This is a genomic window from Bradyrhizobium guangdongense, assembly GCF_004114975.1.
GTDB classification, from domain to species: Bacteria; Pseudomonadota; Alphaproteobacteria; order Rhizobiales; family Xanthobacteraceae; genus Bradyrhizobium; species Bradyrhizobium guangdongense.
This window is the reverse complement of sequence record NZ_CP030051.1, coordinates 1115946-1132168: the sequence shown is the minus strand read 5'-3', so window position 1 is coordinate 1132168 and position 16223 is coordinate 1115946. Positions and strand designations below refer to the sequence as shown.

Sequence of the window (16223 nt, the reverse complement as noted above, 5' to 3'; positions counted from 1 at the left end):
ACAGAAGCTCCGAGGAAAAGCCCATGCAATACCGCCAGCTTGGCCGCAGCGGCCTGAAAGTGTCGCCGATTTGTCTGGGCACCATGATGTTCGGCGGACCGACGGATGAGGCGGCATCAAAGCGGATCATTGCGAAGGCACATGACGCGGGCATCAACTTCATCGACACTGCCGACGCCTATTCGAAAGGCGGCTCCGAAGAGGTCGTCGGCCGCGCCATCGCGAGCAATCGCCACGCCTGGGTGCTCGCGACAAAGCTCGCCAACCCGATGGGCAATGATCCCAACCGCGTCGGGCTGTCGCGGCGCTGGGTGCTGCAAGCCGCCGACGAGAGCTTGACGCGGCTCGGCACCGATCACATCGACATCTACTATCTGCACAAGGAGGACCACGCGACACCGCTGGAGGAGACGGTGCGCGCGATGGGCGATCTGGTCCGATCAGGCAGGATCCGCTATTTCGGCGTCTCCAACTACCGCGCCTGGCGCGTCGCCGAGATCTGCAACATCTGCGACCGGCTCGGCATCGATCGCCCGGTGGTGAGCCAGCCTTATTACAATGCGATGAACCGCATGCCCGAGGTCGAGCATTTTCCGGCTTGCTCCTATTATGGTCTCGGCATCGTGCCCTATAGCCCGCTGGCGCGCGGCGTGCTCACCGGCAAGTACAAGCCCGATGCAGCGCCGGACAAGGACACGCGCGCGGGCCGCAACGACGCCCGCATGATGCAGACAGAGTGGCGCCCGGAATCACTCCAGCTGGCGCAGGAGATCAAGACCCACGCTGAGAAGAAGGGCATCACCGCGGGCCAGTTCGCGGTGGCCTGGGTTCTGAACTCCGCGTTCGTCTCCTCGATCGTCGCAGGCCCGCGCACCGAGGAGCAGTGGGACGGCTATATCAGCGCGCTCGACTACCGCGTCACAGCGGAAGACGAGGCGCTGATCGACCGGCTGGTCGTGCCGGGCCATCCGTCGACGCCCGGCTACAACGACCCAGCCTATCCGATCGAAGGACGCCGCGCGCGGACGGCGTGAGGGGACGACGATGGCGCTTGAAGACCGCTACGGGCTGCCGCTTTCCACCGCGTCCGATCAGGCCGCGTCCGCCTATCGCGAAGGCGTCGACCTCATGCTCTCGGGGTGGACCGGGACGGCGGAGGCGCTGGAGCGCGCGATTGCGGCCGATCCGGATTTCGCGCTGGCCCATATCGCCCGCGCCCGCGTGCATGCGTTCTATCAGCAAGGCGACCTCGCACGCAGCAAGGCGGCCCTGGCGCGCGAGCTCGTCGCCATCAGCGGCACGGAGCGGGAGCGCTCCCATGTCGAGACGCTGGCGCTTGCGATCGAGGGCCGCGGGCCCGACGCAATCGCGGCGATGTTCAAGCACGTCGAAAGCTGGCCACGCGATGCCGTGGTGCTGTCATTGCCACTCGGCGCGTTCGGCCTGTTCGCCTTCTCCGGCATGGCCGATCATGACCGTGCCCGGCACGAGCTCTGCCAGAGCGTCGCACATCGTTACGGCGAAGACTGGTGGTTTCTCACCATGTCCGGCTGGGCGATGACCGAGAATGGCGACGTTGTCCGCGGCCGCGCTGTCACCGAGCGCGGCTTCGATCTGCGCCGCGCCAACGCCCACGCCGCACATGCCGTGCTGCATGCGATGTTCGAGGACGGCTCGATCGAGGACGCCGACCATCTCGTCGATGATTGGATCCCCACCTACGACCGCGCCGGCATCCTGCACGGCCATATCCTCTGGCACCAGGCGCTCGGCGCACTCGAACGCGGCGATGCGACACGGGCACTGCAAATCTATGCCGACGTGCTGCAACCCTCCGCGACACAAGCGCCGCCGCTCAACGCCATCACCGACGGCGCCTCGCTGCTCTGGCGACTGTCGGCCTATGGCCATAGCGTGCCGAAGGCACTCTGGGTCGAGGCCGACGCCGCCGCGCAAAAGCTGTTTCCGAAATCGGGCCTGCCCTTCGCCGACGTCCACATGGCGCTGTTCGCTGCCGCGACGCAAAATTGCGAAGCGCTGGCCGCCCGCCTTGCCGCGATCGAGCAGCGGCTTGCTGACGGCAAGCTGCCGGCCGGCCCCGTGCTGCCGGCGATCTGCCGCGGGCTGGCAGCCTTCGCGGATGAGAATTACGCGGCGTGCGTGCGCGAGCTCGACCCTGTCCTTGCCGAAATCGCGCGCATCGGCGGCAGCCATGCCCAGCGCGAACTGATCGAAGACGCGTTCCTCCTCGCCCTGATCCGCAGCGGCGAGCTGCCGCGTGCCCGAAAGCTCCTCGACGCCCGCCTGCATCGCCGCCCCTCCTTGCGCGATACGCGCTGGCAGGCGGCGATAAGTTAAAGCGGCACAGCTTCTCCCCAGTCCGGGCGCCCACCGACGGGCGATGTGCGTCTGCGAACATCCACACCGCAGTTGCGTTATCGCCCAGCAATGTTGACTTTTCAGAATGCGCTGTCAAAACTATCAATTTTAAGTAGTGTAGAGGCTTTTCATGAATGATTTTGTCCGATCGGCCCTTGCCGCCATCATCGTTATTCTTGCGGCCGTCTGGGCGGTCGCCCTCCTCACCCAAACCCCGCCAGCTCACGCTGCCGCCGTGGCCTTGTTGATCGGCGCCGGGCTGACAACCTACGTGCTCCGCAAGGTCCCCACAGCACAGGGCGCGCCCGCGTTTGCGTTTCGCGACTACGACAGGTTCGCCGCGCTGGCCATTGCGCTCGGTGGTGGCGTCGTCGTCGCCATCGCGTTGATCTGGATCCTCTACCTGGTCACAAGCGTGCGGACGACGGATACGGTTCGCACCATCGTCGGTCTGCCGCTCATCGTCGTCCTGGGCGTCACGGTACTGCTGATCGTGATCGGGCTCGTCGCGTTCTCCTTCAAGGCGATCAAGCTCGCCAACCCAAAGGAAGCCCTCGGCCTGCCCAGCGGCTCGGTACGCGCCATCATCGCGCTGATGCTGCTGGTCGTCTTCTCGATCATGTCGATCTTTCTCTACAACAGCCTGTCCGTGCCGCCCCTGCGTACTCTGGAGCACGTGACTCAGAGCGGGCTCGACGACATGAGCGCGCGCGTCATGATCATCCGGAAACAACCAGAGCCCGCGCCGGCCAGCGCGGCGGGAGCCGCCGCCGTTTATACAGTGACCTTCCAGGAAGCGAACGGCCCGGCCGGCGATCTTGCCAAGCAATTGATCGTCATGCTGGGCACGCTCGTCACCGCCGTCGCGAGCTTTTATTTCGGCGCCTCGAATGTCGTCAGCGCTCAGAAAGCCTTGGCGGGAGCCCGAGCCGAGGCCAACAACGGCAAAATGGGCGGAAACGGAGGCGATGACGGTGGAGGGGGAGGAGGAGGCTCACCGGGCGGCGCGGAGGCAAGCGGGACGCCGTCGAACCTGCTCAAGCTAACGGCCTTCCATGCCGATGTGCTGACCATTCCCGAAAGGATCAACCGGGCCTTCCTCGGGCATGGCATGTTTCTCGAATACGGGCCGCTCAGGACGCTTGACCGCTATGCGACTTATGGCGGCGGCACCGCGACAACGCTCGAGGAGAAGGCCGCGCGATTTGTCAAGGCGATGCAGGACATGCACATCGCCTCAGTGTGGATCCAGCTGTTTACGGCCAGCGGCACCCTCGACAATGGCAATGGCGGCACCAGGGAACTGGTCGCGGCGCTCAAGCAGGCCAATATCGCCTGTGCTGGCTGGGGCTATTGCTACAGCCAGAATGCCGCGACCGATGGCGACCTCGCCAAGCAGCTCTGCAACAAGTACGGGATCGACGCCTTCATTGCAGACGTGGAGCCTGGCAACCCCGTGCATGGTCAGCCCGATCAATGGCAAACACAGCCATTCAAGAACCTGATGGCAAGCCTGAAGTCGACGTTCGGCAAGGACAATCTCGGCATGTCGACTTTCGGCAACCTGAACGGCCATCCCGACGCCACCGCGATCTACCGGCTTGCCATTGATGACGTCTCGTTCTTCGCGCCTCAGATCTATTGGTACAAGAAGACGCCGGTGGCCTACGCCAAGCTCTGCGTCGACTCGTTCCGCCAAAGCGGAATCGGAAACCCGATCATTGCGACCGTGCAATCCTACTGGGACGCAGATAGCAGTTTCCCGCAAGCCAGCGCGGAAGCGCAGGTCAAGCAATTCATCGGCGGTTACAGCGATTGGGGCAATATCATCGGACTGAACTGGTACCACGCTGGTCACCAGAATACGGTGGGCAGTGGCGCCATGTCGGACGATATGATCACCGCCATCGCCGCAGGGCGTCTCGATCAGAAGCCATATGCCTCACCGGTTCCATCGGAGACAGAGGCATTGACAGCCTGACATCAGAACCGATCGGCGAGGCGTCGCGAAGCCGTTCCGGCCCGCCTGCATCGCCGCCCCTCCTTGCGCGATACGCGCTGGCAGGCGGCGATGGCTTAAGGCAGGATAGCGAAAACACAACGGAGGACGCCATGACCGAGATCGTTGCGCTGGAGGCGCTGGCCGCGCGCGTTGCCCCTGGCCAATCGCTGGCCGTTCCGGTCGATCGCTCCGGCGTCGCAATGGCCGCGACCGCCGCCATCATCGAGGCCGGCATCGACAATCTTCGCCTGATCTGTGTTCCGATCAGCGGCCTGCAGGCCGATCTCCTGATCGGCGCCGGCGCGGTCAAGACGCTCGAGACCAGCGCCATCTCGCTCGGCGAAGCCGGCGGCGCGCCGCGGTTCGGCGCTGCGGTGCGGGCTGGCTCCGTGACCTTGCGCGATGCCACCTGCCCCGCCATTCACGCCGGTCTGATGGCGGCGCAGCACGGCGTGCCCTTCATGCCGATCGCCGGCATCATCGGCAGCGACCTCCTCGAGGTGCGTCCCGACTGGAAGGTGATCGACAGCCCGGTCGGCGAGGCGCGCAAAGTCGTCGTGGTGCCGGCCATCACGCCCGACATTGCACTGTTCCACGCGCCGGAGGCCGATCGCGCGGGGAACGTGCGGATCGGCCGCTTCCGCGAGCTTGCCACCATGGCCTATGCGGCCAGGAAGACGTTGGTCACGGTCGAACGCATCGTCGAGCGCAATCTGCTGGAGACGGAGGACTCCGCCGCCGGCGTGCTGCCGTCGCTCTATGTCGATGCCATCGCGGTCGCCGAGCACGGCGCCTGGCCGCTGGCGCTGTGGGACGAATATCCGGCCGACGAGGCCGAGATCGCGCGTTACGCGGCAATGGCGCGCAGCGAGGATGGCTTTCGCGCCTATCTCTCGACCTTCCTGACGCATCGCAAGCAGGTGGCCTGATGTCGTCCGATCACGAACGTCGCGAGATCCTGATCGCCGCCATCGCCGATCTGCTCGACGGCATCCGTCATGTCGCTGTCGGCGCCTCGTCACCGATCCCCGCGGCCGGCGCGATGCTGCTGCGCGCCCGCAACGAGCATGACGGCAAGCCGCCGGTGCGCATCTCCATCCTGGGATCGCAGGCGCACAACTTCTTCACCAATGGCGGCATCGAGCTGTTCGACTGCGCTGCGCAGGGCCGCGTCGATGCCTTCTTCCTCGGCGGCGGCCAGATCGACGGTCAGGGCAACATCAACCTGGTCGGCACCGGCGACTATCCAAAGACCGACGTGCGCTGGCCCGGCTCGTTCGGTTCGGCCTACCTCTATCATCTCGTGCCGCGCGTCATCCTGTTTCGCGAGGAGCATTCGCGGCGCGTGTTCGTGCCGAAGGTCGATTTCGTCAGCGCCCGGGCGATCACGCCGGAAGTCCCACGCCGGGGCGGCCCCTATGCGCTGCTGACCAACATGGCGCTGTTCGACTTCGACCGCGAGGCAGGTGGCTTTGCCCTGCGCTCGGTGCATCCGCCGTTCACGCCGGCCGACATCAGGGAGAACACCGGCTTCGACTATGCCGAGCCGGACGTTGTCCGCGCAACGCCGCGGCCCGATGCCGCAACGCTGGCGCTGCTGCGCGGGCGGGTTTTCGACGAGCTCGCGGAGACTTATCCGGCCTTTGCGCGGATCATGAAGCAGGCGGCGTGATCGCACCGCTCTCCGCCACGAAAAAAACATTGGCCTGGCGGCAAGTGCGGCCGGATGGTCGGGGGCGGTCCAAGCGAATCGCCGATGGGTGGCACGGTGGTATTCCAGTCTGGTTTGGCAAGGCAAACGGGATCGCAACCATCTTGCGATTCGATGGTTATTGGGCGGAACTTCCGCCCGTCCGTCGCCCCCTGGCACATGAGCCTGGCGATGCGCCTCCGCCGACCGGTCCTGGCTGCCATCCTCGTCGCTCTCGCAAGCCCTTGTTTTGCCGAGTCTTCCACTGCGATTCCGGTGAACAATCCGCCGGCCCAGCAGCATTCCTTCATCGATCTGCTGGCGCTGATGTCAGGCCATTGCAAGACACTGAAGGTGGCCGGGCGCACCTTTGCCTGCAAGACCGTGGCCTATGCCCATGGCGATAAGGGCCGCGTCAACTTCGCGGTCGCGGTCGACGATCCCAGCGACGAGCACCACGTGGTGTCGTTCTCCGGCGAGAACGGCAGGCGGGCCGATGACAATTCCTACGAGTTGCCGATCGACCGCATGCTGCTCAACTCCAAGGACCGCCCCAAGGTCGACGGCCTTCCCGTCCCCGCCGAGCAGACCTCCACGGGCGTCTGCCGCCAGACCGGCAATTTCGCCGCCAAGAAGGTGAAGGACGTCACCTGCTCGGCGACCGACAACGAAGGCCGGACGTACGAACTGCTGTTCGTCTCCGACGGTACGCCGGTGAGCGTGCGCCGCATCCGGCAGTCGTCGCCGTCGATCCAGGATCCGTTCAAGTAGCGGGCCTCACGCGAACGCCTTCTCCAGCGTCGCGAAGATCACGCCGAGCGACTTGTCGTGGCGGGTCACGGCCGGCACCGGGCGATCGATCTTCATCAGCTGATAGACTGCCATCTGCGCCGCGCGTACCGAATACTCGACGGTGAAGACGACGTCATCGGGGATCTCGACGAACTGGCTGACGAAAGCGAGGTTCACCGAATTCGCCGGCACCGGCAACGGCCGGTCTGTGATGCTGCGCGGCATGAACATGCTGGTGATGTAGGGCATGCGGCAGGGGATGCAGATCGCATCGTCGAATACGGCGCGATCGAAATTCAGATGGCCGCACAGCTCGGTCAAAATGTCGGCACCGCCGCAATCCGACATCGGCTTGGCGACGAAATTGCCGACGCGGTCGGGATGCAGCGCGTAGCCCCAGAACACCTGGACGTTCTTCGGCTGGCCGGTGAAATGCGGCTGGTGGTACAGCACGACCGACATCAGCCAGTTGGAATCCTTGAATGTCACGAGCCCGCCGGTCCCGGCCTTGTTGCCGGAGAATGCCTCCATCCGGTCGAAGAAGCGCGGATCGCGGCAGGTCACCGTGAAGGACAGCCAGTAGGATTCGGGGATCGAGTTGTTGAAGACCGACGGATTGCCGAATTCGGGACGCCCCTTTGCGATCGTCTCCCACAGTGCCCAGCCCTGGCTGTCGTCCTTCGTCAGGTGCGGCGCGGGCTCGGTCATGGTGCCGAGGCTCGAGGCATCCGTCATCGAACCGTTCTGGAAGAACACGAGGTCGCCGTCCTCGAGGCGGACGTTGGCAGTGCGGCCGTCGCGGTCGAGCACGAGCTGGCGCACCCGCAGCTTCTCTCCCTCCGGCTCGAATGCCATGTCGGTGACGCGCGTTCCGCGCACGAACTGCACGCCCTGCCGCTTCAGCCAGTCCTCGAGCGGCCGCACGATCGCGTCATACTGATTGTAGACCGTGCGCTTGACGCCGCCGAGCGTCTCGATGCGCGGAAACTCGTTCATGAAGCGGTGCAGATAGCGCTTCAGCTCGACCGCACTGTGCCAGGGCTGGAAGGCAAAGGTGGTCTGCCACATGTACCAGAAATTGGATTCGAAGAATTTTGGCGACAACCAGTCGGTGATGCGACTGTTTCCGAGCGTTTCCTCGGAGGCCTCGGTGAGCCGCAACAGCTCGAGCCGGTCGCGCGCCGAGAAGCCCATATGCGAGACGTCGATCTTGAAGCGGTTGCGATCCACCAGACGCGCGCGCGAATGCGCGGGGTTCTCCGTGTTGAACGCGACGGTTTCGTCCCGCACGCTGTGGCCCGGGCGTTCGAGCGAGGGAATGTCCGACAACAGATCCCAGGTGCACTCGTAATGGTCGGTGGTGAGCATGCGTCCACCGCGCAGCGAATAGGCGCCGTTCGCAAGCTGCGCGCCGTCGAGGCTGCCGCCGACAAGCGGCAGCGCCTCGTAGATCAGGATGTCGCGTCCCGAAAGCTTCGCATCACGAATCAGGAACGCCGCGCCCGCGAGCGACCCGATGCCGCCACCAATGAAATATGCCTTCATGCCTTGCCTCGATTGCAGTCCAATTTTCGGCACGACATTGCATCTGCGCGCATCGGTCGAAGTTGCGTTGGATCAAGCGTAGGAACGCTGAGCATCACATTGAGTTGAGCCGGCCTTGCCACGTGCCCCTCATCCACCGCGCGCTTCGTGCACGCTTGGAGGCTTCTTCGCGTAGATCTGCTCGATCTCGGCGGCGAAGCGGCGTTCGAGCGCCGGGCGTTTGTTCTTCAGCGTCGGCGTCAGCAGCCCGGCGCCGATGGTCCAGGGGTCCAGCGTCCACCAGACCGCGCGTGGCGTCGCGTAGGACGGATAGGCCTTCACGGCCGCTGCGATTCTTGCGAGCAGAGCGGCGCGCTCCGCCGCACCGCCTTGCTCGCCGGCGGCTGCGAGCCGCTCTTTCTCCTGTACCCAGGCTTTGGCGTTGAGCACGACAAGCGCAGCGAGGAAGGGGCGCTGCTCGCCGATCACCAGCGCCTGCTCGAACAGGGGATCCGCCAGGATCGCGGTCTCCAGATCCACCGGCGCGGTTTTCTCGCCCGTCGAGGTGACCAGAATGTCCTTGAGGCGACCGGTGATGGTGATACGGCCGTTCTCGATCCGCGCCTGATCGCCGGTGTGCAGCCAGCCGTCGGCCTCCTTCACGCGCCGTGTCTCGTCCGGCTTGTTCCAGTACCCCAGCATCACGCTCGGCCCGCGGACGAGCAGCTCATCGTTCTCGCCCAGCCTGACCTCGACGCCGTCAAGGACGTGACCGACCGAACGCGGATCGTTGTCCTCGATGGTGTTGACGGAGACCACCGGCGAAGTCTCGGTCATGCCGTAACCCTGGAGGATGTCGAGCCCAAGTGCGAGAAACAGGCGGATGACCGGCTCTGCGATCGGGGCGCCCCCGGAGACCGCGACCCGCAGCCGGCCGCCGAGCTGTGCCAGCACCTTGTCGGCGACGAGCCGCTTCAGCAGCGGCCAGATCAGCCGATCGAGCGGCGACAGCCTACCGCGGCCCTGCCGCGCGTCGAAACGCCTGTTACCTACGGTGAGCGTGAGATCGAGCAGCGCGCGCTCGACAGCTCCGGCTGCGGCGCGATGCTGCATGATCAGCGCCGAGATGCGCTCGTAAATCCGCGGCACCGAAACCAGCACCGTCGGCCGAACATGTCTCAAGTCTTCCGACAACAGCGGCACCGAGCGCGCATAGGCCACGCAGGCGCCCGCCGCGATCGGATAGTAGTAGCCGCCGGTGCGCTCGAACGTGTGCGAGAGCGGCAGAAAAGACAGAAAGACGTCATCCGGTGCTGCCGCGATGCGCTGCGCGATCGCCTTCACATTGGCGACAACGTTGCGATGCGACAGCATCACGCCCTTCGGCCGGCCGGTCGTGCCTGAGGTGTAGACGATGGCGGCGAGATCGTCCGGCTTCACCGTGACATCCGCCATCGGCGCGGTCGCGCCGGGCGCGGCGGCGAGCCAGCGATCGAGCGCGATGACGCGCGCGTCCGGTGTTGCTCGTCCGCTCGTATCCGCGCAGATGACGCGTCTGAGATGGTCGAGCGGCTGGCCGGCCGCTACAATTGCTTGCCATCGCTGCAAGGTATCGACGAATAAGAACTGGGCGCCGGAATCGGCAAGGATGTAGGCGATGCTGTCGGGGTTGTCGACCGCATGCATTGGCACCGGCACGAGACCGCGCGACAGCGCCGCCTGGTCCATCGCGATATGCGCCGTGCCGTTCGGCATCAGGATCGCGACGCGCTCGCCGGGCGCGAAGCCTTCGGCAGCGAGCGCCCATCGCCAGATCTCGAATTCCGCGTTGATCTCCTGCCAGGACTGACTGATCCAGCGTCCGACCGAGGCGTCGAAATGCCGATAGGCTTCCGCCGCGGGCGTTGCGCCGACGCGCCAGCGCAGGAGCTCCGGCAGTGTCGTCACTTGGGCGAGCGTGCCGGGCCTGGGTTGCGGAATCTGATCTGCCATGACGTTGACTCAGGATATGCTGGACTCCCGCGGAATCCACCGGGTCGCAAGCTATGCCAACCGGTCCCCGGCAAGATTGATCCTGAGCAAAACGCCAGGCCGTGATCGAGCAACACGCAGGCTCGCTAGGCGACTGCCTGCCACTTGGGTGCGGTCGACGATGGCGAGGCGATATCGGCGAGGGGCACAGGCCTGTGAAAGAAATAGCCCTGGCCGAGGGGAATGCCGAGCGCGCCCATTTCATCGACCTGCTGCTGGGTCTCTACTCCTTCGGCGACGATCGCGAGATTGAGCGTCCGCACGAGCTGAACAATCGATCCCAACACCGCGCGCGTCTCCGGCCGGTCGATCCGATCCATGAACGCCTTGTCGACCTTGACCTTGTCGAACGGAAAGGCGGTCAGGTATGACAGCGCCGAATAGCCGACGCCGAAATCGTCAAGTGCGATTGACACGCCGAGAGCCTTCAGACTCCGGAGCGTCTTGAGATTTTCGGCGCTGTCGGCCAGGAACACGCTCTCCGTGATTTCCAGCTCCAGCCGACATTCGGGAAGCCCGCTCTCGGCGAGCGCGAACTTCACGACGTCGACGAGGTTGCTCTTGGTGAACTGGACGGCCGACAGATTGACGGCCACCTTGACTTCGTCAGGCATTTTCATGGCGTCACGGCACGCCTTCGCCAGGACCAGATTTCCGAGCTCGACGATCAGCCCGGCCTCCTCGGCGATCGGAATGAATTCCGCCGGCGGGACGAAGCCCCGGGTCGGGTGGTGCCAGCGGGCGAGCGCTTCGACAGAAACCATTCGGCCAGTGCCGAGTTCGACCACCGGCTGATAGAAGACCTCGATCTCCTCTCGCCAGATCGCCTCGCGTAATTCGATCTCGAGGAGACTGCGCTGGTCGGCTTCGACCTTCAAGTCCGGCGAATAGACATTGAAGCAATTGCGACCTGCATTTTTCGACTTGTACAGCGCCAGGTCGGCATTGCGGAGAATTTCGTCGATTCGCGTCCCATGATCGGGCACCACTGCGACGCCGATGCTGCAGCCGATCACGATCGCATGGCCGTCGATGTCGTAAGGGGCGGCAAGCGCCTTCACGAGCCGGTCCGCCAGGATGGCGGCGCCGTCCCTGAGCGAGCCCCGGCCCGGCATCACGATCAGCGCGAATTCGTCGCCTCCCATTCGTGCAGCGGTATCGACCTCGCGTATTTTCGGCCTTGATCCGGCCGGCGACCTGGCTGAGCAGCGCATCGCCGGACTGATGACCAAGAGCGTCGTTGACCGACTTGAACTTGTCGAGGTCGCACAGAAGCACGGCGAAGGGCGTGTGCATCCGCCTGTGCCTCGCCAGCGCCTCTTCGATCCGATCCTTGAACAGGTTGCGGTTTGCGAGTCCCGTCAGGCTGTCATAGTGGGCGAGCTTCTCGATCCGGTCCTCGGATGCCTTGCGCTCCGTGATGTCCTGATGCATCGCAACCCAGCCGCCGTCCTGGCGCCGACCGTAGGAAATGTGGACGATCCGGCCGTTGGGGAATGTCAGCGTATTCGACGCGTGTTCCGACGCGGCAAGACGGCGCTTCAGATCGCTCAGATATTCACCGAGGTCCGACACGGCATCCTGATGCGCAAACACCTCGTGGAAGTTCATCCCGAGGTGAATATCGTCAGCTGGAAGGCCGTACATATCGAGCCACTGACGATTGAATGCGACCAGGCGATCATTGCCGTCGAACATGCTCAACCCCTGCGGCAGGTTGCGCAAGGCATCCTCGAACTTGCCCAGTGAATCGCGCAATTCGTATTGGGCGCGGTCGAGAGCCTGTTGCCTTCGCCAGTGCAGCGTCGTCGCGACCACGATCACCAGGGTCAAGATCAGCGCGCTGCCCAGATAAGCATCCCGTCTGGACTCATAATGCGCGTAGATCTCCTGCTCGGCGATACCGACGGTAAAAATCAGCGGGAAGAGCGCGGATCTGCGCACGGTGATCAATCTGTTGCTACGGTCCGTGCGCCCTTCGCTCCAGTACTGTCCACCGCCGTTCGGCAGCCGGCTTTGGATGTGCCCGGCAGCTACTTGCCCGACGAATCCGTTCTGATCCACGCCGCGCGCGGCAAGCACCACGTAGTTCGCGTTGCGGAGAACGAGAGTGCCTCCGGCACCGAGCTTCGCGGTCTCGTAGAAATTGCCGACCATGTCGACGCTGATCGAGCCGACGATCACGCCCAAGGCAGCCTGCTGCTGATCGAGCAGCTTGCGCGCGAGCTGGATCGTCCACTTGTTCGACGCCCGGCCGAAGACCGGCCTGGCGACATAGAGCCTGTCGTCGGCCTGCCGGAGCGTGTTGATGAAGTGCTCGCGATCGCCGAGATAGAGCGGCGGACCGGAATAGCCCGAGGTGGTGGCGAACATGTAACCGTCGAGGCCGATCAGCGAGAACTGAACGACATCGCCGCTCGCAAGATGCGCCCGGTCGCTCCAGGACTTCAGATCAAAGCCGGCCGGATCCTGGGCGTAAAGCGTCTGCACGATCGACAGCGATTGATCGACCCGCTCGAAGATCCGCTCGGTATTCTCCTGGAATAGTTTTGCAACGCTATCCCCGTGCGACCGCGCCTGCTGCAACGCTTCCGTTCTCTCCGAGACGGTGATCGCGAAATAGCTGATCCACACCAGCGGCAGAAAGAACACCGCGAGTTGCAGCGGCACACTGCGCCACACACTCGCTCCTATGCGGCGCACGGCATTTGCCGCCCGCATCATGGGATGCCGGCGATCTGAATCGCGACCGGACGAAACTACATCGCCAGCCGCTGGCAGCGGCTCGAAACCCGGCATGAACTCACTGCCCGGAGCGCCCGGACAGTCCTTTTCTGCAACGAACGATTGGGAAGCTCCCAGCGTTTCGTCGGAAGCCTAGGCTGGCCGCCTTAAGCTTTTGTTCCATCGTCCCGCCAGAATTGCATCGACCCTCCCGTAGCATTACGGAGATCATCTCATATTGAGATGCAGATGCGCATCGACTCACGAGCCAGGGGGTAGCATCCGACCGTCCATGCATTATAGTGCCAGAGCCGGCCCTGCTTCGAAGCAAACTCATGACACGCGACCGCCTCTTTCTGCTGCACCCCGGTTTCGAAGACCCGGCCTACCCCGGCCAACGCTTCTATTGCTGGCATTGCGCGCTGATCGAGGGCGTGCTCGCCTCGTTTCCGGCGCTGGCCGAAAAGCTCGACGTCGAACGCATCGCCTGGCCGAAGCCGCGGCAGGCCGTGATCGCATTCGTCGGCGAAGAGAACCAATGGCTGCCGCTGCTGGTGTTGGCCGACGGCGCGACATCGCGACACCAGACCGGCAGCTACCAGGGGCGCGCCTTCATCGCCGACAAGGATGCCATCCTCGCCGCGCTGTCCGAGCGCCACGGATTTCCCGGTCCGCATCCGTGAGCCGTCCCGAAACGAGGGAAAATCGGCATTGCCCGGCCTCGCGATCGCCACGCATACTCGGCCAAAACTGCGGAATGCCGGCCATGTCCCATCCTCTCCCCGCTCTCATCGTCGTCGACGTCCAGCGTGCATTCGACGAATGGGAGGCCGCGGGCAAGCGGCGCAACAATCCGGATGCGGTGGCGCGCATTGTCGATCTGCTCGCAGCGTTCAGGGCGAGCGGCGCGCCGATCTTCCACATCCGTCACGAAGGCACCAAGCCGAACTCGACGTTCCGCGCCGAATGCTCCGGTTACGCCGTGAAGGACGAGGCACGCGAGCAGGCTGGCGAGCCCGTGATCGTCAAGCGCGTGAATAGCGCCTTCATCGGCACCGACCTCGAGGCGCGTCTGCGCGCGAGCGACATCGCCGCGCTCGTGATCTGCGGCGCCACCACCAATCATTGCGTGGAGACGACGACGCGGATGGCCGGAAATCTCGGCTTCGACACGCGCCTGGTGCGCGACGCGACCTGGACGTTCGACCGCACGGGTCCCGACGGCGACATGCATTCGGCCGAGGACATTCACGCGATGACGCTGTCGAATCTGAACGGCGAATTTGCCCGCATCGTGACCACGACTGAAGTGATCGCCTCGCTGATAGCGATGCGACAATAGACCTCAGCGCAAAGCCACCTCGATCGTCTGCGTCGTTTCGACGCCCGCTCTCGCCGGAACGCGAGCGATGCCCATCTGTTGTCACTCGATATCTCAACTGGAGTGATGACATGAAATATCTCTTTGTCGCGATGGCTGTCGGCGCTGCAGCGCTGGCCGGCGGATCCGCAGCCAACGCGGCGGGCGGAAAGGCCGCGCCGAACGCGCGATCCAGCCAATCGACCGACATCAGCGCGCAGCACCGACACCACAACCATTACGGCCACCGCCATCATCATTGGCGCCCGCACCACGGCTATTATCGGCCGCACTATCGCGGCTACGGCTATTACCCGCGGCACCAGGGTTATTACGGCGGCGGCCCCTACGGCTATTATGGCGGCGGCGGTCCCGGCGTGACCTTCAGCTTCGGCGGCAGTCGCTGGTGAGACGAAAAGGCCCGCAAAGATGCGGGCCTTCTTTCCTATCCGCGCAAGATCAATCCCGCCGTTTCCGCTCCGCTCGCGAGCGCGGCCTCGACCGTTCCCATGTCGCGACCACGATAGAGCGCTTCACCTGACAACAGCACCAGGCCGTCGGCGCGTGCCAGTCGTTCCTGCGCCGCGCGCGTCCGCGGCGTTGCCCAGGAATAGGCACCGCGGGCGAAGGGTTCGTGCGCCCAGTTGGTCGCTGCAGCCGCCACAACACCGCGCGCAATCTCCTCGCGCGGAATGCTGAAGATCGCGGCGAGCGAAGAGATCCCGGCGTCGATCAATCCTTGCGGCTCGAGATGCGACAGCTCCGCCGTTCGCGGACCGCCGAACCATCCCGTCAGCACGGGATGCTGATCCGGGTATCGCGTCCACCACACCGGAATCGTTTCGTCCGACAGCAGGAACAGCATGTCCGAAAAATCTTCGCGCCGCTCGCGCCACCATGGCCGCGTAAACCGCAGCAGGATCTTGATGACACTGCCGAAGCCGATGTCGTCAGCAGCCGCCGCCTTCACCCGCACGGCTGCGGACAACGCAATCTCGCGCAGCAAGGGCAGCGGCACGGTGAGGATGACGCGATCGCAAATCTGCACCGCTCCGCCGGCACATCGGACGACGGCCTTGCTTCCATTCTCCTCGATCGCCGTGACCACGGCACCGAGGTGAATTGCAGCACCGGACTTGCGGCACGCGCCGGCCAGAAAATCGATCAGGGCGCCATAACCGCCGTCGATGCGCGCCTGCGCCTGATGTCCCTCGTTCATCCACTCATCACGCAGCGCCAGCATCGAGGCGCGCTCGGGATCGGCCGCATCATAGCCCTCGACCATGCGCTCGACGGCATGCCGCAGGCGCGCATGGTCCGGACCGGCGAAATGCCGGCGCAGGAAGTCGGCGACGGTGAGATCGTCCGTCAGGTCCTTCACGGCGGCATGAAGCGCGCCGTCGTGGGGATCGCGCGGATTCTCCCGCGAGAATGTCGTACCGTCGAAGCTCCACTGCGCGCCGCCGATCGTCCGCACCATCAGCCCGGCTTCGCGAGCGAGGGCGCGCGTGACCGGCGCCTCGCCATGGACGAACTCGGCGCCGGCATCGGCGGGGTAGCCGAACTCCGCTGCGGAAAGCGGATGGATGCGCCCGCCACAGCGGTCGCGCGCCTCCAGCATGGTCACGCGCTTGCCGGCGCGCGCAAGCTCGCGGGCGGCCATCAGTCCGGCGGCGCCTGCGCCGACGATGACGATATGCTCTGGCGTGTCCGACATGAAA

Annotated in this window: 13 protein-coding genes and 1 pseudogene; 9 read left to right on the top strand and 5 right to left on the bottom strand. The window is 64.6% G+C overall.

The window, feature by feature from the left end; genetic code table 11:
* Positions 1-23: 23 nt before the first annotated feature.
* The 6 genes from X265_RS05415 (at position 24) to X265_RS05390 (ending at position 6842) form a co-directional block, all read left to right on the top strand.
* The gene (locus X265_RS05415) at positions 24-1034 is read left to right on the top strand and encodes an aldo/keto reductase (protein WP_128963965.1); all 1011 of its coding nucleotides are present in this window, start codon (positions 24-26) and stop codon (positions 1032-1034) included.
* Positions 1035-1044: 10 nt separating this feature from the next.
* Positions 1045-2358, top strand: coding sequence for a tetratricopeptide repeat protein (locus X265_RS05410; protein ID WP_128963964.1), 1314 nt, complete (start codon positions 1045-1047; stop codon positions 2356-2358).
* A gap of 151 nt (positions 2359-2509) precedes the next feature.
* Complete coding sequence (locus X265_RS05405) at positions 2510-4360, top strand: hypothetical protein (protein WP_128963963.1); 1851 nt, start codon at positions 2510-2512, stop codon at positions 4358-4360.
* A gap of 131 nt (positions 4361-4491) precedes the next feature.
* Positions 4492-5310: a CoA transferase subunit A gene (locus tag X265_RS05400; RefSeq protein WP_128963962.1), complete on the top strand. Its 819-nt coding sequence runs from the start codon at positions 4492-4494 to the stop codon at positions 5308-5310.
* The gene (locus X265_RS05395) at positions 5310-6053 is read left to right on the top strand and encodes a CoA transferase (RefSeq protein WP_128963961.1); all 744 of its coding nucleotides are present in this window, start codon (positions 5310-5312) and stop codon (positions 6051-6053) included. Before X265_RS05400 ends, X265_RS05395 begins: the two co-directional genes overlap by 1 nt.
* A 210-nt stretch (positions 6054-6263) precedes the next feature.
* Entirely contained in the window at positions 6264-6842 is a 579-nt protein-coding gene (locus X265_RS05390) for a hypothetical protein (RefSeq protein WP_128963960.1), read from the top strand.
* A 6-nt stretch (positions 6843-6848) separates the two neighbouring features.
* On the opposite strand, the gene X265_RS05385 is transcribed toward X265_RS05390, so the two are convergent.
* The 4 genes and pseudogenes from X265_RS05385 to X265_RS42210 all read right to left on the bottom strand — a co-directional run.
* On the bottom strand, positions 6849-8408 hold the full coding sequence (locus tag X265_RS05385; RefSeq protein WP_128963959.1) for an oleate hydratase: 1560 nt from the start codon (positions 8406-8408) through the stop codon (positions 6849-6851).
* 129 nt (positions 8409-8537) lie between these two features.
* A complete protein-coding gene (locus tag X265_RS05380) occupies positions 8538-10379 on the bottom strand; it encodes an AMP-dependent synthetase/ligase (RefSeq protein WP_128963958.1) in 1842 nt (613 codons plus the stop codon).
* Positions 10380-10504: 125 nt separating this feature from the next.
* Positions 10505-11533, bottom strand: coding sequence for a putative bifunctional diguanylate cyclase/phosphodiesterase (locus X265_RS05375; protein WP_244659260.1), 1029 nt, complete (start codon positions 11531-11533; stop codon positions 10505-10507).
* A gap of 121 nt (positions 11534-11654) precedes the next feature.
* Positions 11655-12116 (bottom strand): annotated as a pseudogene (locus X265_RS42210) (PAS-domain containing protein); the annotation flags it as partial.
* A gap of 1361 nt (positions 12117-13477) precedes the next feature.
* Here X265_RS42210 and X265_RS05360 point away from each other — a divergent pair.
* The 3 genes from X265_RS05360 (at position 13478) to X265_RS05350 (ending at position 14912) form a co-directional block, all read left to right on the top strand.
* The gene (locus X265_RS05360) at positions 13478-13825 is read left to right on the top strand and encodes a DUF3088 domain-containing protein (RefSeq protein ID WP_128963955.1); all 348 of its coding nucleotides are present in this window, start codon (positions 13478-13480) and stop codon (positions 13823-13825) included.
* Between the two features lie 83 nt (positions 13826-13908).
* Positions 13909-14484, top strand: a complete 576-nt coding sequence (locus X265_RS05355) for a cysteine hydrolase family protein (protein ID WP_128963954.1) — start codon at positions 13909-13911, stop codon at positions 14482-14484.
* Positions 14485-14594: 110 nt separating this feature from the next.
* Positions 14595-14912, top strand: coding sequence for a hypothetical protein (locus X265_RS05350; RefSeq protein WP_128963953.1), 318 nt, complete (start codon positions 14595-14597; stop codon positions 14910-14912).
* Positions 14913-14947: 35 nt separating this feature from the next.
* Here the strand turns inward: X265_RS05350 and X265_RS05345 are convergent, their stop codons facing one another.
* Complete coding sequence (locus tag X265_RS05345; protein WP_128963952.1) at positions 14948-16219, bottom strand: flavin monoamine oxidase family protein; 1272 nt, start codon at positions 16217-16219, stop codon at positions 14948-14950.
* Positions 16220-16223: the final 4 nt, after the last annotated feature.